A 17,148-nucleotide genomic window follows, 5' to 3' on the forward strand; every position below is an offset into this window, starting at 1 on the left:
CGACATCAGGAAGCCGCTGCCTCGTAACCAAGCGCCTCGGCGACGGCGAGGACGTTGCCGCTCGACCAGCCAAGGCGCTCTGCCAGTTCCCGTGCCTTCGCCTCACCGAGAACGGCGCGGCAGGCATCGACGCCTGCCTTGATCGTTGAGAAGCCCGCGAGATTGTCCAGCGTTTCCAGCATGACTGCGAGGCGTTCCAGATGGCGAACGATCTCGCGTTGCTGGATGCGCTCGGCCGGTGTGGTCGCCCGCTCGATCACATCGCTGATGACATCGACGATAGAGCGGCTCGATGATGCTGGCGAGGCTGGATAGACGCGCCCATCCCGACCGCGCCGTGTCTCGGCGGGGGCGATGGCGGCATCCCGCTCCAAGTCCTGGCGGACTTTGGCGATCGTGGGCTGCACCAGCCCGGCGCGGCGGCCGATCTCCCGGTCTGACCAGTCGGGGTGCTGATGGAGAAGGCGCCTAGCGAAGGCCCGCCGGTCCGCCAGCGTCAGCGGCCTTCCATGTGCGACGTTGAAGGCAAAGGCGAGGCTGGTCAGGTCGCCGTCCGCCGGAGGGTCCAGAACCTCCACCGGCACCTCGGCCAGTCCAAGGTTCTGCGCGGCAGCCAGCCGGTGGAACCCGTCAATCAGCAGGAAGCCGTCGCCCTGCACCACCACGCGCAGCGGCGGCCAGGCTTCGGGTACGGCCTCCAATGCCCTGACATGATCAGGGTCGATGCCGTCAACCCGGGGCTGGAGGGCCGGGTCGGCTACAACCCTTCTTACTGGAACTGAAGACTGGTTCATGGTGGCCTCCGCGGTGGATGCCCTCGTGACGTAGGATATGAGCCGACACCAAACTACCAAAATCAGTGATAGTTGTTGCCAGAAGGAGCGTTCCGTGATCTCGTGCTGCACCAACTTCGGAGGTCACACTGCTTCATGGCAGCATCACGATGAATCGGGATGAACTCCTTGATCGCGCCAACCGTTGGTCGCAGCCACGCTACGGCTTGCGGGTGACCCCGCGGCAGCTTGCGGACTGGGTCCACGAGGCGCTTGTCCCTGGGCCGGCCCGGCTCAAGGGCACGGGGACGCGGGTGCCGCAGTGGGAATGGTCGGCAAAGAGCTATGCACGTGTCCTACGGCTGTGCCGGGCAAAGGGATTAGGAAAGAAATACGGGGCGATGACATTTGACGCTCTGCGGATCGTGATTTGGTTGCAGAATGCCGATCCAATTTCACGCGATGTCCGCGCTGCCATGGGGCGCGAATATCGTCGTCTCATTCGTCGAGCTTTCCATCCGCATCGAGCTGATCCTGGCCCGCCGCTGTCTCCTCGTTCTGGTCAAACCCGTAGGGTGCGAGCCGTCGAACGTCCACCCGATGAACGTCTCCGTCCGGTCTCTGATATCATTCCTCCCGAGGTCAAGGCAGCATTTTACGATAGCGCGCGCTTCGGCATAGAGTTTTCTCCGATGATCCTGGAGAATATTATCTCGAAGTTTTTTCCGTCCTATACCTCTGAAAATATACCGCCGAGTGGGATATGCTTGGATTTGAAGGGACTTGCTCAGCTCAGAGAGGATAAAAATGACGTCGCTTCTCCTAACTCTGCGGAAGAGACGATTCGGAACCTCGACAAGCGGCATTTTGAGAGCGCTCGGATTCTGCTTAGGAAAAAGCGTCGAGCGTTTTTTTTGATCAGTCGGTTGATTCGTCACTATGCACCAAATCTCGCCGGCATTGCATCTGCTTTCGAGGTGGCCGGGCAAGCCTCGTTGCAATTTCCATGGAATTTCGTCTCATACGTGTTGTTTCTCCACGGTCTCCGCAAAGTGCCCGACATAGCATGCCTCGCAAGCACAATTGATGACGTGTGCGACTGGGCGTTGGCAGGAGGGTTTTTGCATGCACCCTAGCGTTTCGAGCGAGAACGATAGCGCCGACTGGGCTGACTCTGCGCGTCGCTGGGCCCGACAGCAGGGTATTGGTAAACGACGTTACGCCGAACGCCAGCCGCTCATTCTGAGCGGCCACGGGATGCGGTTGCACATCAACAACGGTGCGCTCGAAATCCAAAATGGCTTCACACACTATCCGCAAATCCGCGAGACTTGGCGGTTTTTCCCCGGCGACCAAGAGCGGCCGGCGCGCATCATCCTGCTCGATGGCAGCGGCGCCCTTACGCTCGACGTGCTCGCTTGGCTCGCTGCGCAAGACATCCCGCTCATTCAACTCGACTATCGTGGCAACGTGCTCGCCGCGATCGGCCAGCGCAGCATCGGCAACGATCCCGGCCTGCTCGCCTTGCAAGTCGCTGCGGCGCATGACCCCAAACGCGCCGGCGCCATTGCGACTTGGTTGGTGCGGGAAAAACTGATCGCCGCGCGTCAGACCCTACTCGCGGCCCTTTCGGATAGCACCGCGCGCAAGGCCGCGCTCGCCCTTGTCAATGCAGAGATCGACCGCCTCAGCCAGCCCTTCGCTGGGCCAAAGACCGCTCTGCTCGGCATCGAGGGAAAATGCGCGCAGCTCTATTTCGATACCTGGCGTGATCTGCCAATCACCTGGAAAAGCACCACGCGCAAGCCGATCCCCGAGACCTGGCGCCGCATCGGCCCGCGCCGCTCGCGCGCCCAAGCCCGCAGCCGCAATGCCACCCATCCGGCCCAGGCAATGCTGAATTACGCCTATGCGGTTCTGGAAAGCCAAATCCGTATCGAGACCGCGCGCATCGGCCTCGACCCGGCAACCGGCTTTCTCCACGATCAGCGTCCCGACCGCCCGGCGCTGATCCTCGATCTTCTGGAGCCCTTACGCCCGACGGTGGATCGCATCGTGCTCGGCGTCATAGCTGGCCAAACCTTCACCCCGGCGGATTTTACCCTCAGCGCCGATGGCACCTGCCGCCTGCACCCGGCGCTTGCCCGCCGCCTCGTCGCCGACATCGGCCCAATCGAGGGCATCTCCCCCCTCCTGGCCGCGTTCTTGAGGCGCCTTGGCCACACCCCACCGCTCGCCATCCCACACCGCAGCAAGGCGTGGCTGGCGCAAAAGAGGGTGGCCGGCCCCGCCGAGACGAGGCAATCGCCGGTTTGACGCCTACCCCAAGCCAATTCATGCTATGGGTGTAAGCGGAGGAAGCGCGTGGCAAGAGGTCCGGGATCGAGAGCGGCGGCCCGTGAGGCACCATCGAAGCAGTCCGTCGAGGCCACACTCTGGGCAGCGGCGGACAAGCTGCGCGGCAACATGGATGCCGCGGAATACAAGCACGTCGCCCTCGGGCTGATCTTCCTGAAATACATTTCCGACCGCTTCGCGGAGCGCCGCGCGCAGGTTCTGGCCGATCCGGACACGCCCGCCGATTTGCGCGCCGAACTGGCCGAGGATCGCGACTCCTACACCGAGGAAAACGTCTTCTGGGTGCCGGAACGTGCGCGCTGGGACTTCCTCAAGGCCAACGCGACCAGTGTTGACCCGACAATCGGGGCGCTGATCGACCAGGCCATGCTGGCGCTGGAAGCGGAGAACCCGAGTCTGAAAGGCGTGCTGACCAAGAACTACGCGCGCCCGGAACTCGACCAAACCCGCCTCGCCGAAGTGGTAAAACTCTTTTCCGATCTGACCTTCCAGGATGCGCATCACGGCCAGGACATGCTGGGCCGGGTGTATGAGTATTTCCTCGGCCAGTTCGCCATCGCCGAGGGCAAGCGCGGCGGCCAGTACTACACCGCCGGCTGCGTCGTCCGTCTGCTGGTGGAGATGCTGCAACCGTTCAAGGGCCGCGTGTTCGACCCGTGCTGCGGCTCCGGCGGCATGTTCGTCCAATCCGAGCGGTTCGTGGAGGCGCATGACGGCAAGCGCTTCGACGTCTCCATCTTTGGCCAGGAGTCGAACCCCACCACCTGGCGGCTGGCCAAGATGAACCTCGCCATCCGCGGGATCGAGGCCGACCTCGGCGCCAAATGGGCGGATAGTTTCCATGAGGATTTGCACCCGGGGTTGAAGGCCGATTTCGTGCTGGCCAATCCGCCCTTCAACGACAGCGACTGGGGCGGGGAGCGACGGCGCAATGACCCGCGCTGGGTCTATGGCGTGCCGCCCGCGGGCAACGCCAATTTCGCCTGGGTGCAGCATTTCATTCATCACCTGGCCCCGCACGGCTACGCGGGCTTCGTGCTGGCCAATGGCGCGTTGTCCAGCCAGCAATCGGGCGAGGGAGAGATCAGGCGGGCGCTGGTCGAGGCCGATCTGGTCGATTGCATCGTTAGCCTGCCGGGGCAGTTGTTTGCAACGACCCAGATCCCCGTCAGCCTGTGGTTCCTGACGCGCGACAAGTCCAACGGGCTGGTGCGCGACATGACCCTGCGCGACCGGCGGCGGGAGACGCTGTTCATCGATGCGCGCGCCCTCGGCACAATGGAGACCCGCACGCTGAAGGTGCTGACCGAGGCCGATATCGCCCGCGTGGCGGATGCCTACCACGCCTGGCGCGAGAAGGGCGGGCGCTACGCGGACGAGGCAGGGTTCTGCAAGGCAGCGACGACCGCAGAGATCGCGGCGCAAGGCTTTGTCCTGACGCCGGGCCGCTATGTCGGGACGGCCGAGGCGGAGGCGGATGAGGAACCGTTCGCGGAGAAGATGGCGCGGCTGACGGCGACGCTGCGCGAGCAGATGGAGGAAGGCGCACGGCTGGATGAGCGCATTCGCGATGCGCTGGGCGGGGTCGGCTATGGGTGGTGAGTGGGAATGGAAGCCACTCGCAGCCCTAAGCATCAATCATGATGCGCGGCGATTGCCGGTCAAGGAGTCTGATCGAAGAAGTGGGGAATATCCATATTACGGTGCGTCAGGAATCGTGGATTATGTAGATGGATACCTATTCGACGGAGAGTACCTTTTGGTCGCCGAGGACGGCGAAAATCTCCGAACCAGGCAAACGCCGATAGCATTCATTGCGCGTGGCCGCTTTTGGGTCAACAATCATGCACATGTCATCGAGGCAAATAGCGAAAATCTAACACGGTATTTGAGTTACGCATTGCAGCAGGCGGACATCACCGCTTACCTAACCGGTGCAGTGATGCCGAAGTTGACGCAGGCAAACCTTAATCGGATTCTGGTCCCAGCCCCGCCTCTCCGTGCCCAACGCCATATCGTTGAATTGCTTGGGTCGCTGGATGACAAGATCGAACTGAACCGCCGCATAGCGGAGACGCTGGAGAGGATGGCGCGGGCGATCTTCAAAAGCTGGTTCGTCGATTTCGACCCCGTCCGCGCCAAAGCCGAAGGCCGCCCCACCGGCCTGCCCGACGACCTCGCCGCCCTGTTCCCGGACAGGTTCGGGAAGGGTGGATTGCCGGAGGGATGGACAATAGAGCCGTTCTCGCGCCTCTTCGAAATCAGCGGTGGAAATACGCCTTCAACCGAGGATGCCACGTTCTGGGGCGGCCCGCACCAATGGGCGACGCCGAAAGACCTGTCTGCATTGCAGTCGCCTGTACTTCTGCAGACGGCCCGCCGACTGACGGATGCAGGGTTGCAAAGGTGTAGTTCCGGTCTTCTGCCCGTTGGCAGCCTCCTTCTGTCGTCTCGTGCCCCGATCGGCTATATGGCGTTCGTCACACAGCCAACTGCGATTAACCAGGGCTTCGCAGGCATCATCAAGAGACGTGTCAGCACGACCTATGCCTGGGCATGGTGTGCTGCGAACATGGACATGATCACTGGCAATGCTGGCGGATCAACCTTTCCAGAGATCAGCAAATCTGTCCTTCGCCAGCTTCCCATGCTCGCGCCGCCACTGCCGGTCCTCGATGCTTTCGCGAAGATTGCAGAAGCACTCGTCGGACGAATAACGGCGTCCGCTCAAGAGGCGCAGACGCTCGCCACCCTCCGCGACACGCTCCTTCCGAAGCTAATTTCCGGTGAGTTGCGCATCGCGGACGCCGAGCAGCGCATTGCGGCGGCCTGACCATGCCCTACACCCTCCAAATGCTACGCGCGCTGATGGAGGATCACCCGGATCGAGTCGGGAATCTACGTATCCATGTCGAATCCCTAGAGAACAGCATTGAGAATCAGCCGGCTTTTTGCCTGCAAAGCGTGCGCACGCTGTTCGAAACGGTTCAACTGACGATAGCGCCCATAATTGGCGTCGATTTGAGCGGCGTCACGGAATTTCCGGCGCGGAATGGCCGAATAGTCAAGGCACTGGACTTCTCGATCCGCAACCACCCGGACGCTGCCGAGATCGATGCTGTCATCAAGAAGCTTCTCGGCTCGATCAACGGCACCATCTCGGCACTTGCGGAACTGAGCAATATCCCTGGGTTGCGCCACGGCGGCTCTCTCGATTGGGGCACCCTGCAACGCCAACATGCGCGAATGCTGGGCGGCCTCTGCGATGCGCTGGTCAGATTCCTGTTCGATGTGGCCTGGAGCCGGCCTTCGGCAGATGCGCCCGAGCCGGAGCCCGAACGCTACGACGATTTTGCTGGGTTCAATGAATGGCTGGATGACGAATACGGCATGGTCGAGATCGTCGGGGCTTGGTTCCAGCCCAGCCGCATTCTGCATGCCCTTGATCCAACCCTATACAATGACCAGAGGGCTGCCTGGGCAGCCGAGCAGAACGCCGCAGCGTCAGACCAGGAGGCGGCTTGATCATGCCGGACTTCGACACGTCCCGGCCGATCTTTGAAGACCCACCCGATGACATGGGGGAGCAATACGGCGTCCTGCTGGTGAACTGGGCCGGGGCGTCAGGTCGCGAGACGGTCGAGATGGCCCGCGCGTACCGAACGGCCGCGGACCGGCTGCTCCATCTGGCTGGCGAGGCCGGAGAATCCTGGGAAGCGATCGACCCAATTCTATTTTGCTATCGGCATGCGGTAGAGCTTTATTTGAAGGCACTGTTTCCGGGATCGACCAAAAACCATGGCCTGGGGAAGCTTGGGGCGGCGTTGATGGCCCAGCTTGAGGGCCGCTATCGCGCCGATCAGGTCAACTGGCTCTGCGACCGGATTAGCGAAATTCAAGCCCTTGATCCGAGATCGACAGCCTTCCGGTATGCGGACTCCTGTCACGCGGGGGCGGAGCCAGAAATATGGGTTGACTTTCATCACCTACGCGCCGTCACGCACGCCATTTTCGATGCGTTTGAGCGGGTCCATAGTGACGGCAACGTCGCGCGCTATCCTTCCAACCGCGGCGTGGCCCCATGATTGCCGCCACCAATCCCGATGGCAAATTCTCGCCTGCTTCGCTGGACTGGCGACACCTGCCGCCTTCGATCGGCCGCGCCAGTGGCCGCCATGCGGCCGTCCGCGCCTTCGCCGAGCTGCCGAATATCACCGAAGGAAGGGCTGTGTTTTGACGCGCACGGATGAACGGCAATCCAGTTTGCGTATCACAAAAGGCGCGTTCGTGATCGACAACCAGCTTTGGCGTGCAGCCGTGATCCACAAGCAGGCATAGGCCATGGCCGCGCTCCCCGAATCCCATGTCGAGCTGGCCGCCCTCTCCTGGTTCGATCTGATCGGATGGCGCATCGTACGCGGCGAGGACTTGTCGCCAGATGGAAAACTCGGAGCGCGGACGGATTACCGCCAGGCGGTGCTGGAGCCGGAGCTGCGCGGCGCGCTCGCCACCCTTAATCCGGACGCGGCCCCGGCGATGATCGACGCGGCGGTGCGCACCGTGCTCGCCGCCACCAGCCAAGATTTGTTGGAAAACAACCGTGTCTTCCACCCGCTGCTCGCCTCCGGCGTGCCGGTGGAGATCAACGAAGGTGGCGAGAGCCGGACCATTGGCCTGCGCTTGCTCGACCGGGAAAACCCGCGCGCCAACCGTCTTTTGATCGCCAACCAGGTGACGATCCAGGGGCGGCATGAGACGATCCGGGCCGATCTCGTGGCCTTCGTCAACGGCCTGCCGCTCGGCCTGATCGAGCTGAAAAGCCCCTCGGACGCGCGGGCGACATTGGAGACCGCGCACACGCAGTTGCAGAACTACAAGGCGAAGGTGCCGGAGCTGCTACGCTTCAACCAGGTGCTGGTGATCAGCGACGGGACCGAGGCGCGGATCGGGTCTTTGACGGCAGGGCGGGATCGCTTCGCGCCCTGGCGGACCATCGACGGAGACCGGCCCGATGATACCGGGCGGCCGGAACTGGAGGTGCTGATCCGCGGTGTCTTCGCGCCCGAGCGGTTTCTCGATCTGGTCGTGGATTACGTGGCCTTCGAGATGGCCGACGGGGTGGTGAAGTCGAAAAAACTCGCCGGCTATCACCAGTTCCACGCGGTGCGGAAGGCGTTGGCCTCGACCGTCCACGCGGCGGGAGCGAATGGCGGGCGCAAGGGTGGCGTCATCTGGCACACGCAGGGTTCGGGCAAGTCCCTGACGATGCTGTTCTTCGTCCGCCAGCTCCAGCTCGCCAAGGCTTTGCGCAATCCGACGATCATGCTGCTCACCGACCGGAATGACCTTGACGATCAGCTGTTCGGCACTTTTTGCGCGCACGGCGCCGCCTTGCGCGGGATTCCGCAAAAGGCGGACAGCGCCGCGGAAGCGCGCCGTCGGCTGTCGGTCGATATTGGCGGGATCGTATTTGCCGCCATCCAGAAATTCCGGGGCACTGATGGCGAACATCCGCTCCTGACCGCGCGGAGCAACGTGATCGTCATCGCCGATGAGGCGCATCGAACCCAGTACGGGCTCAAGAAGCGGTTCGTGCGGAGCGAAGATGGCATCCGCGAGACAGCGGGGTTCGCTGCCTACATGCGCCAGGCCCTGCCCAAGGCAACCTTCGTAGGCTTCACCGGTACCCCCATCGAGACGAAAGACCGAGATACGCGCGATGTGTTCGGTGACGTGATCGACACCTACGACATGACGCAGGCGGTCGCCGACAAGGCGATCGTGCCGATCTACTATACGGCTCGGCTAGCCAAGCTCCATTTACGCTTGAGCGAGCAGGAACGCGCCGAGCTTGACGAACTGGCGGAGGAGTTGACCGAGGGCGACGAGGCCGCGCTGGAGCGCTGCAAAAGCAAGCTGACCCGGTTTGAGGAGGTGGTCGGCGCGCCCGACCGAGTTGCCGTCCTTGCCGCCGATATCGTCGAGCATTTCGAACATCGGCGCGAGGCCATGGCCGGCGGTAAGGGCATGATCGTGACCATCAGCCGCCGGGTCGCGGTGGCGCTTTACGACCGGATCGCGGCACTGCGTCCGAAATGGGTCTCGGCAGATCCCCGCGATGACACGACGGGCTTGCTCAAGGTGGTCATCACGGGACAGGGGAATGCCGAGCCCGAGGAACTGCAACCGCATCTACGCAGCAAGAAGCGCCTGGAGACTCTGGCGGAGCGGTTCAAGCGGCCGGGCTCGGGCTTCGACCTCGTAATCGTGCGCGATATGTGGCTGACCGGGTTCGACGCCCCGTCGCTGCACACCCTCTACATCGACAAGCCTATGCGTGGACACGGGCTGATGCAGGCGATCGCGCGGGTAAACCGTGTTTGGGGAGATAAGCCAGGGGGGCTGATCGTCGATTACCTTGGGATCGGGGTGGAGCTGCGCGCCGCGCTCGCCCAATACAGCGCACGTGATCGCGACCAAGTGCGGGTTGATCCCGACGAGGCTGTGCGCCAGACGCTCATGCGGCTTGAGAGTGCCGAAGCGCTACTGGACGGCTCTCCCTGGCGCGATTTCTTCGGGGGCACGCCTGCCAGCCGGCTCACCGTGCTGAAGCAGTGCCTCGAACATCTGCTTGCGCATGGCCGGCGGGACGCATTCGTGAACGTCGCGACCGAACTGGAAGCCGCCTATGCGATCAGCGCCGGGGACGAGCGGGTCACGGCTCGCCGCGATGGGATCGCCCTGATCGCCGCCTTGCGGGCGAACCTGCTCAAATACACGGTGGGGAGTGGACGGGATCGTGTTCGAGTGGAGCAGGACATCCGCCAACTCCTGTCCCGGGCCGTCATGGCGGACGGTATTCTTGATGTGTTCAAATCTGCCGGTCTGGAGCAGCCAGACTTTGCGATCCTTTCAGACGAGTTCCTGGCCGAGGTCAGGCAGACAAAGGAGAAGCATCTTGCGATCGAGACACTACGGCGGCTGCTGGCGGGGGAGATCAAGGCCCGCTCGCGGGCGAATATCGTCCAGGCGCGCAAGCTGAGCGAGCGGCTGGACGAGACCCTGCGTCGTTACCACAACCGCGCCATCGATAGCGTCCAAGTGATCGAAGAGCTAATTGAACTGGCCTCCGATGTCAGTGCTGCGAGCGCCCGGGGGACGGAGCTTGGCCTGACCGCCGAAGAGCTGGCCTTCTATGACGCCCTGGCCGAGAACGGATCGGCACGAGAATTGATGCAGCATGAACAGTTGCGCATGCTCGCCCAGATTCTACTAAAGACGATCCGCAACTCAGCGACGATCGACTGGACCCGCAAGGAAAGCGTTCGGGCAAAAATGCGAATCGAGGTCCGCAAGCTCCTGGCTCGCTATGGCTACCCGCCCGATCTCCAAAAAGCGGCCGTCGATCTGGTGCTCCAACAGGCAACAGAATTGGCCGAAAGTTTGGTTCTGATGACAACGCAACATTCGAGCTGCCCCGTGGGAACCCAATGCCTCCTCCCTGGATCGACCGCCATGCGGCCACCCGCCCCTTCAACCTTCACAACCCCGTGAGTGCTGCCAAATTGGGAGCTGATTTGACGATCGCTATATCCCCACCGCCCCCGAGGCCCTGCCCTTCCTCGACCCGCCGCCCGCCGGCGCGCTAGCGGCAGCCCAGGCGCTGCTCCGCGCGCTCGGCGCGTTGGACGACGACAACCATCTGACCGAAGCCGGGCGCGCGATGGCTGAACTTGGCGCGGCACCCCGCCTCGCGGCGATGATGCTGGCGGCGAATGATAGTTCTGATAAAGCCCTAGCGGCCGATCTTTCTGCATTACTGGAGGAAAGAGACCCGCTCGGCGGGCCCGATGCGCCCGCCGATATCGCGCTTCGCCTCGGGCTTTTGGCTGACGGCGGGCGCGATGCCGGTCGCGCGATCGCGCGTCTTCGTCAAACGGCGCGGCACTATCGCCGCCGCCTCGGCGTCACGGACGGACACAGGAGCGACGCCGCCTTCGATCCGGGCGCACCCGGGCGCTTGCTGGCCGCCGCATTTCCCGATCGCATCGCGGCGCGGCGCGGCGAGCCGGGCAGTTTCCGGCTCTCGGGCGGCGGTGGCGCGCGGCTTTCGCCAAGCGATCCGCTCGCCCGCGCCCCGCTTTTGGTCGCGGCCAGCCTCGACGCGAAGGGGGCTGCGCGGATTCGCCTCGCCGCCACCCTCGATCCCGCGTGCCTGCCGCCCGCCCTTGCGGCGCGCATCAGCGAAACCGTCGAGACCAGCGTCGATCCGGCGAGCGGCGAGGTTTTTGCCCGTCGTCGTCGCCGCCTCGGCGCGCTGATCCTCGAGGATCGCACCCTTCCCGCGTCCACCGAGGCGCGCGCGGCCGGGCTCGGCGCCTGGATCACCGCCGATCCCGCGCGGCTCCCCTGGCATGATCGCGCCCGCCAGACCCAAGCGCGGATCGCCCGGATCGCTGCCATTGACGCATCGCGCGCCCCCTGGCCCGAGATGACCGACGCCGCCATCGCCGCACGCCTCGCGAGCGCTCTCGTCGAAGGAACAGTGGCCCTTGAACGCGCCGCCGATCTTGCCGGCTTCGACCTTGCCGGGTTTCTTCTCGCGAGCCTCGATCACGCGCAGCGGACGGCACTTACACGCGACTTGCCCGAGTCTCTCGAGCTTCCCGGCGGCCGGGCGGCGATCGATTACACCGGCGAGACGCCGCTTGCCTCCGCGCGCGCGCAGATCTTCTTTGGCCTCGACGCGACGCCGCAACTCGCCGGCGGGCGTATCCCGCTCCGCATCGCGCTGCTGTCCCCTGCCGGGCGGCCGATCGCGATCACCGGCGACCTCGCCGGATTTTGGCGGAGCGGCTGGGCCGAGGTGCGGCGCGACATGCGCGGGCGCTATCCGCGTCACCCCTGGCCGGAAAACCCCGCGACGGCGCCGATGCGTCGCAAAAATCCGCCCTAACCGCCTGATATCGTGGTATCAGAGGCTTGTTTCGGCGGCGGCGCGGTGCCATTTCGGCGAAGACGCGAAAGGCTTGGAGAAATACGATGCGTGGGCCTATACCATTGTCTGGCTGGATGCATGCGGCCGGTGCCTTACTGCTCGCGATGCCGATCGCCGCGGCCGCCCTGCCGGCTTGGGCTGATGATGGCCCGCCCTCCTTCGCGCCGCTGGTCCATAAAGTTTTGCCCGGCGTCGTCAGCATCGCCGTCACCGAGCCGCTCAACACCAACGAGGCGCTCGATGCGCTGCCGCCGGCGTTGCGCGGCACGCCGTTCGAAAAACAGTTCCGCGAACAGCTCCGCCGTCGCCCCGAGAAGGCGACCGACGCCGGCGCCGGCTTCATCGTCGATGCCAGCGGCCTCATCGTCACCAATAACCACGTCGTCGGGATCGCGAAGGATATCGAGGTGACGCTCGCCGACGGCACCTCGCTCCCGGCGCGGGTGATCGGCGCCGACGAACTCACCGATCTCGCGGTGTTGAAGGTCTCCCCACCGCGCGCCTTGCCGGTGGTCGCTTGGGGCAGTTCGCGCACTGTCGAGGTCGGGGACTGGGTGCTGGCGGCGGGCAATCCGTTCGGCCTCGCCAATTCGATCACCGCCGGCATCGTCTCGGCGCGTGGGCGCGACATCGAGACCGGCCCGTTCGATGATTTCCTGCAGATCGACGCGCCGGTCAATCCGGGCAATTCCGGCGGCCCGATCTTTAACATGAAGGGGGAGGTGGTCGGCATCAACACCGCCATCGTCTCGCCCTCCGGCGGCTCGGTCGGCATCGCCTTCGCCATCCCGAGCGACGAGGCGCGCAGTATCGTCGCCGCTCTGGTCGCGCATGGCCATATCGATCGCGGCTGGCTCGGGGTCGCGCTCGAGGATCTGCCCGACAACGGCAATGACCCCGGCGTCGCCGTGACCCAAATCGTGCAGGCCGGTCCGGCGGCACTCTCGGGCGTGCGCAGCGGCGACATCATTCTTTCGGTCAACGGCCAGCCGGTCTATAATACACAGGGCTTGATCCGTGCCGTTGCTGCCATCCCGCCGGGGCGTAACGCGCGTCTCACGGTGTTTCGCGGTGGCAAGGCTATCCAGATCAACGTCACCGTCGGCCATCGCCCGCCGATGCGTGCCGACTGACGGCGCTTTGGCGTATCATCATCCCCATGATGGGCGACTCTCATAATCGGTGACGAGGGCCCGGAGAAAACGCACCCATGACCCGTAAGATGACAGATTTCCGGCGCGCGAAGGCCACTGCCATCGCTGCGGTGGCGCTGCCGCTCCTCCTCTTCAGCGGCGGCACGACGAAGGCCGATGACATGCCGGCGAGCTTCGCCGATGTCGTTGAGAAGGTCTGGCCGTCAGTGGTCAATATCGCGGTCACCGCCCTGATCGACGACCCGGTGACCGAGCAAGCGGCCGCACCCGCGCCGCCTTCGGAACCAAAGAGCGAACAAAAGAGCGTGAGCGGCACGCCGAATACCGGGACGCCGCCGATGCCGAACACCATGAACGGCACGCCGATGGAAAAACTGTTCCGTGAGCGCATGCGCGCGCGGCATGTGAAGCTGGTCGGCTCCGGCTTCATTATCGACCGCTCCGGCCTGATCGTCACCAATAATCACGTCATCGCCAAAGCTGCCGCCCTCGACGTGACGCTCATCGACGGCACCATCCTGCCGGCGCGCGTCGTCGGCGCCGATGATTTCAGCGATATCGCCATCCTCCGCGTCGATCCGCCGCACCCGCTGCCGGTGGTGAGTTGGGCGCCGTCGGCGGGCCTCAGGCCGGGTGACTGGGTGATCGCGATCGGCAACCCGTTCGGCCTCGGCACCTCGATTTCGGCCGGCGTTTTCTCTGCCCGCGGCCGCGATATCGGCGCCGATCCCTATGATGATTTCCTGCAGGTCAATGTCGCCATCAATCCCGGCAATTCCGGTGGCCCGCTGTTCGACGCCAAGGGCCGCGTGGTCGGCATCAACACCGCGACCGAGGCGCCCAACGGCGGTTCGGTCGGCATCGGCTTTGCCATTCCGAGCGAATTCGCCCTTTCCGTGATCAACACCCTGCGCGCCGAACACCATATCGAACGTGGCTGGCTCGGCATCCGCTTTACCGGCAATCCGCTGGCGGCGCAGGATGACGGGGTCGAGATCGATGCGCTGCAGCCGGGCGGCCCCGGCGCCAACGGGGGCTTGCGGGTGCGTGACCGCATCCTTGCGGTCAATGGCATGGAAATGGACACGCCGCGCGACGTGGTACGCGCCATCGCCGCCCTCCCGCCGGGAAGCGCCGTCACGCTGACGGTGCGGCGCAAGGGAAACGACATTGAATTGCCGGTGATCATCGGCCGGCGGCCGCAACTCGGAGGAGGATAGAGCGGATATGCGCATTCTGCTGGTCGAGGATGACAAAGATGTCGGTGGCTTTGTCGCCAAGGGGCTGCGCGAGGCGGGGCACATCGTCGAACATGCGGATAATGGCCGCGATGGGCTCTTTCTCGCCGCCAGCGAAAATTTCGACGCCATCATCCTTGACCGCATGCTGCCGGGCGGTGTCGATGGTCTGCGGCTTTTGGAAACGCTGCGGGCACAGAACAACCATACCCCGGTGCTGTTCCTCTCGGCGCTCGCCCAGGTCGATGACCGCATTCGCGGCCTCAAAGCCGGCGGCGATGATTACCTCACCAAACCCTTCGTGTTCGCCGAACTTCTCGCCCGGGTCGAGGCGCTGACCAGGCGCAGCAAGAACGAAGGACCGCAGACCAAGCTCACGGTCGGCGATCTCGAGATGGATCTGCTGGCCCGCAGCGTGCGCCGCGCCGGCCAGAAAATCGACCTGCAGCCGCGCGAATTCCGCCTCCTCGAATATCTGATGCGCCATGTCGGCCAGGTCGTGACGCGCACCATGCTGCTCGAAGGGGTGTGGGACTATCATTTCGATCCCCAGACCAACGTGATTGACGTGCATGTCTCGCGCCTGCGCCAAAAAGTGGACAAGCCCTTCCGAGGCGCGCTGATCCATACCATCCGCAACGCCGGCTACATGCTGCGGCCGGAAGAGGATTAGGGCGGACGGCATGCGTGAAGCCGGCCCGGCCGCAAGCCTCGTCCCCGGGCGACGCACGCATCGTTGGCGGCAGGGCATTTTCGGCCGGCTCCGGCAAAGATTGCCAAGGCACTGGCTCCCTGGCCGCTGGACGCCGCCGGCGCTGTTGCGCTCGGCGGGGTTGCGTTTCGCCGGCCTCTATGCGGCGCTGTTCGGCTTGAGCGCGCTCGCGCTCGCCGTCTTTCTCTGGTGGGACACCGCCGCCCTCCTCGATCGCCAGGTCGATGCCTCGATCCACGCCGATGCCGAAGGTTTGAACGAACGCTGGCAGGCGGGCGGGTTGCCGGCGCTGATCGTCACCATCCGTGACCGCCTCGTCGAGAATGTCGATGACGACGCGATCTATCTGCTGGTCGATGGCGGCGGTCATCGGCTGGCCGGCAATCTCGATCGCTGGCCGCCGGGGGTTGCCGCCAATGACGATTGGTATGAATTGCCGATCGTGCGGGACAATATCCGCTCGCTAGCGCGGGTGCACACCTTCGATCTTCCCGGCGGCTTTCATCTTCTGGTCGGGCGCGATGTCGAGGCGCGCGTCAGGCTCCGCCATGTCCTGACCGATGCCCTGCTTTGGGCGCTTTTGGTGATCGCCGGGCTCGGCGTCGCGGGCGCGCTTTTAGTGCGGAGCGTGCTGCAGAATACCCTCGCCGATATTTCACGCACCACGGCGGCGATCGGCGCTGGCGATCTCTCGCGGCGGGTGCGCCTTTCCGGGCGTGGTGACGAGTTCGATCATCTCGCCGAAACCATCAACGATATGCTGGAGCGCATCGGCCGGCTGATGGATGGCGTGCGCGAGGTCTCCAACGCCATCGCCCACGATCTTCGCACCCCGATCACCCGCGCCCGCGCCCGGCTCGAGGATGCGCTCGCGCATGCCGCGGGTGAGGCCGATCTCCGCGCCGCAATCGAGCGCGCCGAGGCCGACCTCGACGGTATCGTCGCGATTTTCCAGGCGATTTTGCGGATCGCCGAAATCGAGGCGGGGGCGCGGCGTTCGGCCTTCACCGGCGTCGATCTCGCGCCCCTGCTCGCCGACCTCGCCGAACTCTATGGCGCCGTCGCCGAAGAGCGGCAGATCGCCTTTACCGTGCGCTGTCCGCCCCGGCTCGCGGTCTCGGGCGATCGCGACATGATCCAGCAGGCGGTCGCCAATCTGCTCGATAACGCGCTCAAATTCTCTCCCCCGGGCAGCGAGATCAGCCTGATCGGCGAAGAGGCCGGTGCGCATGTCAGGATCATCGTCACCGATCAGGGACCCGGGATCCCGGAGGCGGAACGCCGCCACGTCACCGAGCGCTTCTATCGCGGCGAGAGCGCCCGCAACACCCCGGGGTCTGGTCTCGGGCTCGCCCTCGCGGTCGCGGTCGCGCAATTGCATGACGGCACGCTCACGCTCGACGACAACGCCCCGGGCCTGCGCGCCATCCTCACCCTTCCCTCGCGCGGGGGGCGCGCCGATGCCTGACCGCGTGTTCATCCGCCGCACAGCAACGGGTGAGACGGACGGGCGTAAACCTCGTCGGATGCGTTCATTTCTCCTCGCCTCCGGCGGCGCCCTGGTGCTAGCGGCAGCAATCGTGATCAGCTTGCTGCCGGTCGAGGACGCGACCCGCGTCATCACCGATACGCCGGATTACTGCAATCAACTCTATCATCAAGCCAGCACCGAAGCGCAGAAAACGCCGATCACCCTCGCCCCCGAGGTCGATACCCTCATCGAGCGGGGGCGAGAGATGTGCCATGCCGGCCAGATCCGCGGCGGCATCATCCGCCTGCGCCGGGCGCTCATGCTGATGCACCTGCCGCCGCCGGTCGCCGGCCGGTAGCCTCCCCGCGCATTTTTCGGCGCCCAAAGCCATTACCGGCGTTGACAAGCGCGTGCCGTCGCCGGATTGTATGCATACGAACAATC

At 64.4% G+C, this 17,148-nt stretch carries 15 protein-coding genes; 14 read left to right on the plus strand and 1 reads right to left on the minus strand.

Going from position 1 to position 17,148, the window contains the following annotated elements:
* Positions 1–5: 5 nt before the first annotated feature.
* Complete coding sequence (locus DEF76_RS12005) at positions 6–794, minus strand: ParB/RepB/Spo0J family partition protein (protein ID WP_162800618.1); 789 nt, start codon at positions 792–794, stop codon at positions 6–8.
* Positions 795–943: 149 nt separating this feature from the next.
* Here DEF76_RS12005 and DEF76_RS19380 point away from each other — a divergent pair, with 149 nt between their 5' ends.
* From DEF76_RS19380 to DEF76_RS12070, 14 genes are all read left to right on the plus strand, one after another.
* On the plus strand, positions 944–1,909 hold the full coding sequence (locus DEF76_RS19380; protein ID WP_162800619.1) for a hypothetical protein: 966 nt from the start codon (positions 944–946) through the stop codon (positions 1,907–1,909).
* Complete coding sequence (cas1, locus tag DEF76_RS12015; RefSeq protein WP_162800620.1) at positions 1,899–3,089, plus strand: CRISPR-associated endonuclease Cas1; 1,191 nt, start codon at positions 1,899–1,901, stop codon at positions 3,087–3,089. Before DEF76_RS19380 ends, cas1 begins: the two co-directional genes overlap by 11 nt.
* Before the next feature lie 48 nt (positions 3,090–3,137).
* Positions 3,138–4,733: a class I SAM-dependent DNA methyltransferase gene (locus DEF76_RS12020; RefSeq protein WP_114912538.1), complete on the plus strand. Its 1,596-nt coding sequence runs from the start codon at positions 3,138–3,140 to the stop codon at positions 4,731–4,733.
* Entirely contained in the window at positions 4,687–5,964 is a 1,278-nt protein-coding gene (locus DEF76_RS12025; RefSeq protein ID WP_114912539.1) for a restriction endonuclease subunit S, read from the plus strand. The genes DEF76_RS12020 and DEF76_RS12025 overlap by 47 nt, the downstream gene beginning before the upstream one ends.
* Before the next feature lie 2 nt (positions 5,965–5,966).
* Positions 5,967–6,656 carry an abortive infection family protein gene (locus DEF76_RS12030; RefSeq protein ID WP_114912540.1) on the plus strand — a complete coding sequence of 230 codons (690 nt, stop codon included), beginning with the start codon at positions 5,967–5,969 and terminating at the stop codon, positions 6,654–6,656.
* Positions 6,657–6,658: 2 nt separating this feature from the next.
* On the plus strand, positions 6,659–7,216 hold the full coding sequence (locus DEF76_RS12035) for a hypothetical protein (protein ID WP_114912541.1): 558 nt from the start codon (positions 6,659–6,661) through the stop codon (positions 7,214–7,216).
* Positions 7,213–7,368 (plus strand): hypothetical protein, encoded by a 156-nt coding sequence (locus tag DEF76_RS19385; protein ID WP_162800621.1) that lies wholly within the window; start codon positions 7,213–7,215, stop codon positions 7,366–7,368. The genes DEF76_RS12035 and DEF76_RS19385 overlap by 4 nt, the downstream gene beginning before the upstream one ends.
* A gap of 104 nt (positions 7,369–7,472) precedes the next feature.
* Positions 7,473–10,685 carry a type I restriction endonuclease subunit R gene (locus DEF76_RS12040; protein WP_114912542.1) on the plus strand — a complete coding sequence of 1,071 codons (3,213 nt, stop codon included), beginning with the start codon at positions 7,473–7,475 and terminating at the stop codon, positions 10,683–10,685.
* Between the two features lie 109 nt (positions 10,686–10,794).
* Positions 10,795–12,087, plus strand: a complete 1,293-nt coding sequence (locus DEF76_RS12045) for an ATP-dependent helicase C-terminal domain-containing protein (RefSeq protein ID WP_275895710.1) — start codon at positions 10,795–10,797, stop codon at positions 12,085–12,087.
* A gap of 86 nt (positions 12,088–12,173) precedes the next feature.
* A complete protein-coding gene (locus DEF76_RS12050; RefSeq protein WP_114912544.1) occupies positions 12,174–13,262 on the plus strand; it encodes a trypsin-like peptidase domain-containing protein in 1,089 nt (362 codons plus the stop codon).
* A gap of 77 nt (positions 13,263–13,339) precedes the next feature.
* Positions 13,340–14,503, plus strand: a complete 1,164-nt coding sequence (locus DEF76_RS12055) for a S1C family serine protease (protein WP_114912545.1) — start codon at positions 13,340–13,342, stop codon at positions 14,501–14,503.
* Between the two features lie 7 nt (positions 14,504–14,510).
* A complete protein-coding gene (locus tag DEF76_RS12060; RefSeq protein ID WP_114912546.1) occupies positions 14,511–15,194 on the plus strand; it encodes a winged helix-turn-helix domain-containing protein in 684 nt (227 codons plus the stop codon).
* A 10-nt stretch (positions 15,195–15,204) separates the two neighbouring features.
* Positions 15,205–16,701 (plus strand): sensor histidine kinase, encoded by a 1,497-nt coding sequence (locus DEF76_RS12065; protein ID WP_114912547.1) that lies wholly within the window; start codon positions 15,205–15,207, stop codon positions 16,699–16,701.
* Between the two features lie 58 nt (positions 16,702–16,759).
* On the plus strand, positions 16,760–17,062 hold the full coding sequence (locus DEF76_RS12070) for a hypothetical protein (protein ID WP_114912548.1): 303 nt from the start codon (positions 16,760–16,762) through the stop codon (positions 17,060–17,062).
* The last annotated feature ends 86 nt before the right edge of the window (positions 17,063–17,148 follow it).

The organism is Acidibrevibacterium fodinaquatile (assembly GCF_003352165.1).
GTDB lineage: Bacteria > Pseudomonadota > Alphaproteobacteria > Acetobacterales > Acetobacteraceae > Acidibrevibacterium > Acidibrevibacterium fodinaquatile.

Bases quoted from the DNA above. Each gene is read 5' to 3' on its own strand.
- DEF76_RS19385 (WP_162800621.1), top strand. From the start codon at position 7,213: ATGATTGCCGCCACCAATCCCGATGGCAAATTCTCGCCTGCTTCGCTG.
- DEF76_RS12070 (WP_114912548.1), top strand. From the start codon at position 16,760: ATGCGTTCATTTCTCCTCGCCTCCGGCGGCGCCCTGGTGCTAGCGGCA.
- DEF76_RS12040 (WP_114912542.1), top strand. From the start codon at position 7,473: ATGGCCGCGCTCCCCGAATCCCATGTCGAGCTGGCCGCCCTCTCCTGG.
- DEF76_RS12005 (WP_162800618.1), bottom strand. From the start codon at position 794: ATGAACCAGTCTTCAGTTCCAGTAAGAAGGGTTGTAGCCGACCCGGCC.
- DEF76_RS12060 (WP_114912546.1), top strand. From the start codon at position 14,511: ATGCGCATTCTGCTGGTCGAGGATGACAAAGATGTCGGTGGCTTTGTC.
- DEF76_RS12030 (WP_114912540.1), top strand. From the start codon at position 5,967: ATGCCCTACACCCTCCAAATGCTACGCGCGCTGATGGAGGATCACCCG.
- DEF76_RS12055 (WP_114912545.1), top strand. From the start codon at position 13,340: ATGACCCGTAAGATGACAGATTTCCGGCGCGCGAAGGCCACTGCCATC.
- cas1 (WP_162800620.1), top strand. From the start codon at position 1,899: ATGCACCCTAGCGTTTCGAGCGAGAACGATAGCGCCGACTGGGCTGAC.
- DEF76_RS12025 (WP_114912539.1), top strand. From the start codon at position 4,687: ATGAGCGCATTCGCGATGCGCTGGGCGGGGTCGGCTATGGGTGGTGAG.
- DEF76_RS12065 (WP_114912547.1), top strand. From the start codon at position 15,205: ATGCGTGAAGCCGGCCCGGCCGCAAGCCTCGTCCCCGGGCGACGCACG.
- DEF76_RS12050 (WP_114912544.1), top strand. From the start codon at position 12,174: ATGCGTGGGCCTATACCATTGTCTGGCTGGATGCATGCGGCCGGTGCC.
- DEF76_RS12035 (WP_114912541.1), top strand. From the start codon at position 6,659: ATGCCGGACTTCGACACGTCCCGGCCGATCTTTGAAGACCCACCCGAT.
- DEF76_RS19380 (WP_162800619.1), top strand. From the start codon at position 944: ATGAATCGGGATGAACTCCTTGATCGCGCCAACCGTTGGTCGCAGCCA.